This window comes from Corallococcus praedator, from assembly GCF_003612125.1.
Lineage (GTDB): Bacteria > Myxococcota > Myxococcia > Myxococcales > Myxococcaceae > Corallococcus > Corallococcus praedator.
Genome location: NZ_RAWI01000566.1, coordinates 1 through 4623, shown reverse-complemented (window position 1 = coordinate 4623; position 4623 = coordinate 1). Strand labels below are relative to the sequence as shown.

General features: G+C 72.2%; 2 protein-coding genes and 1 pseudogene. 1 reads left to right on the top strand and 2 read right to left on the bottom strand.

Features of this window, described 5'->3' with window-relative positions:
* Positions 1 to 474 (top strand): annotated as a pseudogene (locus tag D7Y13_RS38830) (hypothetical protein); the annotation flags it as partial.
* Between the two features lie 111 nt (positions 475 to 585).
* Here the strand turns inward: D7Y13_RS38830 and D7Y13_RS38825 are convergent.
* A complete protein-coding gene (locus D7Y13_RS38825) occupies positions 586 to 1392 on the bottom strand; it encodes a hypothetical protein (protein ID WP_233596047.1) in 807 nt (268 codons plus the stop codon).
* A gap of 158 nt (positions 1393 to 1550) precedes the next feature.
* Positions 1551 to 4496, bottom strand: a complete 2946-nt coding sequence (locus D7Y13_RS47305) for a serine/threonine-protein kinase (RefSeq protein WP_208734537.1) — start codon at positions 4494 to 4496, stop codon at positions 1551 to 1553.
* Positions 4497 to 4623: the final 127 nt, after the last annotated feature.

The window sequence follows — 4623 nt, the reverse complement described above, 5'->3', positions numbered from 1 at the left end:
GCCCTGGAGGGCGACCAGCTCCACGCGACGCCGGAGATCGCCGAGTGGATGCCGCCCGACGCGGACGTGCGGCGGTTGATGGAGCAGGTGGCGGCGCTGGCCGGAAGCCCGCTGGCGTTGAGCGCGCCCCAGCGCCAGGAGCAGGTGCGGCAGAAGGTCCTGGACGCGGCGCGGGCCTACTTCACCCCGGAGGTGCGCCAGCGCTACGCGCGCCGGCTGTGGCGGATGGCGGCCTTCTTCGAGGCCACCGGCCGGCCCCCGCAGGCGGACATGGCCCGGGCCGAGGCCCGGAGGCTCTTCCACGGCGTCGAGGAGCCCTACTCCCGCTTCGCGGAGACGCTCTTCACCAAGGTCGTCGTCCTGGCCGCCGCGGGCGCGCAGGCCCAGTCAGCCACCGGGGCTCCGACAGCGGGCGAGCCCCCCGCCCCGGCCACCTCCGAGCGGCGCAGCCCGGGGGGCCTCATCCTTCCCTGACGCGCCTGCGGTGCTCGGAGGGCCGCGAACCCCCGGCCGCGCTCACGAGCGAAAGCAGCGAGGTCCCACCTCCCCTGACGCCCACACGGCGCCCGGGGAGGGGGCCCGACTTCAGGCCTGCTCCGTGCGGGCGCACAGCAGCAGGTCCAGGTTCTCCCGCTCCCAGGCGACCGCCCGCTGGTAGTCGTGGAAGCGCTTCTCGTGCTCCATCAGCTCCGGCGGGTGGATGCAGCGCCGGCCGTCCTCGCCCCTGCGGGCGCGGTAGACGTGGTGCAGCATCTCGTGGAAGACGATCCACTCCACGAAGTAGCGGGGCACCAGGGGCTGGTCCAACGCCGGGTGGATGCGGATGACCTTCGAGTCCGCCGAGTACGAGCCCATCTTGATGCTCTTGCGCGGGCCCTTCACCCGGGGCGCCGGCCCGAAGGTGATGGCCGCGTCGATGCGACTCTGGAAGTAGCGTTCGTTGAGCCGCTCGTAGATGCGCGCCAGGTCGTGGTAGCGCCCCACCGGGGACAGCCGCAGCCGCTTGCGCATCTGCGCCGGGGACAGCCGGCGGATGAAGATGCGGTTGCGCTCAATGTACTTGTCCAGGAGCACGCTCGCGTCCGCGTCCCCCGTGCGCACGAAGCTGGCGAGCGCCTGGAGCACTTCGTCCGGCGCGGCCAGGAACATGTGGTGCAGCCGCAGCCGCCACAACGCGCGCTGGCGCTGGAACGTCAGCATCGTGTGCGTGTTGTCGTGGATCTCCACCGCCACCTTCCCCCGCAGCCGCGTGCGCAGCCGCCGCTCCAACACGCGCCGCCACACCTTCACCAGGCGGTTCGGCTCAGGGGCGACCGGAAGCTGCCGGGCCACCCTCCCCGCGGGGTAGGTCCTCTGTCGGATGATGTTCTTCTGCTTCTTCGCGCGAGCCATAGAGGGGCCGGAGTCTACGGACCCCTCTGACATGTGTAAACGCGCCCGCTTGGTGGAAAGCCAAGGAATTCCAACGACTTAAGGGCACTCAAGCTTACCCGGTCCTACGTGTCCGCCGCAGGGTGCGCATGCCGCATACGGGCAAGTGGCCGTCCCGATTAGCGCCGCCTCCGGCATGGGACCCGCAGCGTCTGGAGTTCCACGGTTCCAGGTCGGATGTTGTAGGTCTCGATGCGTGGAAGTATCCGTTTTCCCGGACATGTGTACTGGACCCGAAGCAGGCCGGGGGACAGGGCGAGGACCTGGTTGATGGGCAGCTTTTCGCCCCCCGGCCGGCCAAGCACGGTGCGCGCCGGCGCATCGAACCGAACCTCCACCGTGGCGGGGGCAGCAGGCGGCCTGGCGGGGACCGGGGTTTCGGGCTCCACCTGGGGGGCCGGAGGGGTCGCCACGGCGAGCGCGTTCGCGTCCCCCGCGGGTGCCGCATCCGGCGTCGCGGAGGTGTTCGCGAGGACGGTTTCGCTGGGTTTCGCCGCCGGAGCCTTGGCGGGAACGTCCTGGGGAGGTGTCATGGGGGCCGTGCCGGTGGGACCGGGACGGGACGGCGCCTCCGTGTTTGGCGCCCTCATTGGCGTGGGCCGAGGAGGCGCTTCCGGCTCGAAGGCGCCCATGATCCAGGCGGCGCCCAGGCTCAGCAACACGACGACGAGCGCGGCCACCGTCAGCATCACGACCGTGCGCGCGCTCCGGGGGGATGCGGAGGAGTCGAAGGTGTCCGGTCCGTCTTCGTCGTCGAAGCCCTGCTCCTCGTCGTCTTCGTCCTCGACGTCCGCGGCGCGGAAGCCCTTCCGGGACGGCTGGCGCGGCGCCTGGAACCCGACGGTGGACTCGTCGTCATCCGGATCATCCGACTGACTGGGCGTCGGATCCGTCTGGCTCGCCCCGGACATGCCCGGGTCGGTGCTGAAGCGCTCTTCGTCCTCGGGGGACGGACGCGGCGGAGGACGGACGTTGCGCGCCCCCGCGTTCACGGGCGGGGCGGAGCGGTTCGCGTCGCTGGACTGCGGCCCGGGGCGTCGAGCGCCCGGGGACGGAGCCCCGCGCCCCTCATCCCCCGGGGGCACGCCCATGCGTCGGGGTCCCGAGGCCAGCGGTTCGGAGCGGCCGTCATCGCCTGGAGGCACGCCCATGCGTCGGGGTCCCGAGGCCAGCGGTTCGGAGCGGCCGTCATCGCCCGGAGGCACGCCCATGCGTCGGGGTCCCGAGGCCAACGGCTCGGAGCGACCGTCATCACCCGGACCACTGCCCGGCCGGCGCGAGCCCGGAGGTGGCGGCGGTGCCCCCCGCGCATCCGACGGGTGCGGCGGCGTCCGGCGCGGAGAGGGAGAAAACGGGTCGCCGTCCACCGGGCCGCGCGGCATGGCCACGCCGGGCGAGGACATCCGGCGCGCGCGCTCCGCGTCCCCGCGTTCCACCGGAGGCGACGGACGCGCGGTGGGATCCGCGGCCCCACCGCGTCGCACCGGCGCGGGCACGACGCCCCGGGGCCGGCGCGCGCGCAGCGGCACGGTGGAGTCCGCGTCTTCGTCCTCCTCGTCCTGCAACGTCTCCGGCTCCAGCACCGGCTCCAGGTGCCGACGGGGCGGATAGGCACCGGGCATCGTCCCGACGGCGGTGGACTCGTCCAGGTCCTCGTCGTCTTCTTCGTCCGCGCGGCGCGTGGGCAGCTCGCGAGGCAGCGCCATCTGCGTCGCGGGCTCGCCGTCCTTGTCGTCGTAGGCGCGCAGCACCGCGCCCTCCCGCGTGGGCCGGCGCGCGGGCGGACGCGCCACCAGCCCCGCGGGCGTCACCGCGCCAGGGCCCGTCCGGGGCTGCGCCCGGCCCATCCCGGACGCCGAACCTCCCAGGGGCAGCGTGCGCGCGGAGGTGTCCTCCACCTCCGGGGGCAGCGGCAACGTGCGCGCGGCCGTGTCCTCCACCTCCGGGGGCAGCGGCAGCGTCCTGGCCGCGGTGTCCTCCACCTCCGACGCCAGCGGCAGCGTGCGCGCGGCGGTGTCCTCCGGCAGGTACGGCACGGGCGGAGGCGGAGGCGGAGGCGGCGACCGCAGGGACGGCAGCGGAACGGTGGCCTCGTGCCGGCCCGCGCGCTTCGCCGGCGGGATGTGCAGCACGGTGCGCTCGTCGGCCTCCCCGAGCAGGCGCGCGATGTAGTGCGGAATGTCCAGGCTCTGCTTGAGCACGCCGGAGGCGAGGAACGCGTCCAGGTCCGCCCTCACGGCGGACGCCCGCTGGTAGCGCTGCGTGCGGTCCTTCACCAGGCACCGCATCACGATGCGCGACAGCTCCTCCGGATAGTCGGGGCGCACCAGGTGCGGCGGCGTCGCCTCCTCGTGGCGGATGGCGTAGAGGATGCCCTCCGTGGTCTGCCGGGAGAAGGGCTGCTTGCCGGTGGTGATTTCGTACAGCATCACCCCGAGCGCGTAGATGTCCGCCCGGTGGTCCAGCCGCTCCTGCATGATCTGCTCGGGCGACAGGTAGAGGAACTTCCCCTTGATGACGCCCGGCTTGCTGCGCTCCATGAACGCGCCGGCCTTGGCGATGCCGAAGTCGACGAGCTTCACGCGCCCGTCGTAGCTGATCATCACGTTCTGGGGACTGACGTCCCGGTGGATCAGCTCCAGCGGCCGGCCATCCACGCCCCGGCTGAAGTGCGCATGGTCCAGGCCCGACGCGATGTACGCGCAGATCCTCGCCGCGACCCCATACGGCAGGCAGGAGCCGAACTTGGCCTCCTCCACGAGCACGCGGCGCAGGTCGACGCCTTCCACGTACTCCATGCAGATGAAGATGTTGTCGCCCTCCTTCCCCAGCTCGTGCACCTGCACGACGTTGGGGTGGTGGAGCTGGGCGGCGATGCGCGCCTCGTCCAGGAACATCTGGACGAACTCCGGCTCCTCGGAGAGGTACGGGAGGATCCGCTTGATGACCACCAGCTCCTGCGAAGGAGGCTTGTGCGCGAGGAACAGCTCCGCCATCCCACCCAGCGCGAGGCGCTTGATGAGCAGGTACTTTCCGAACGGGGTGGCCGTCTGGGGCGAGCTCAAGGACGTGGAGGGTGTGCGCCTGCGGGTGGGACCAAGAACTGCTACCGGAGCCTACCTGCATTCCAGGCTCGGGGGGAGCGGGCCGACCCCTGTCTCTTATACCCATCTGACGCTGCCGACGAACCCT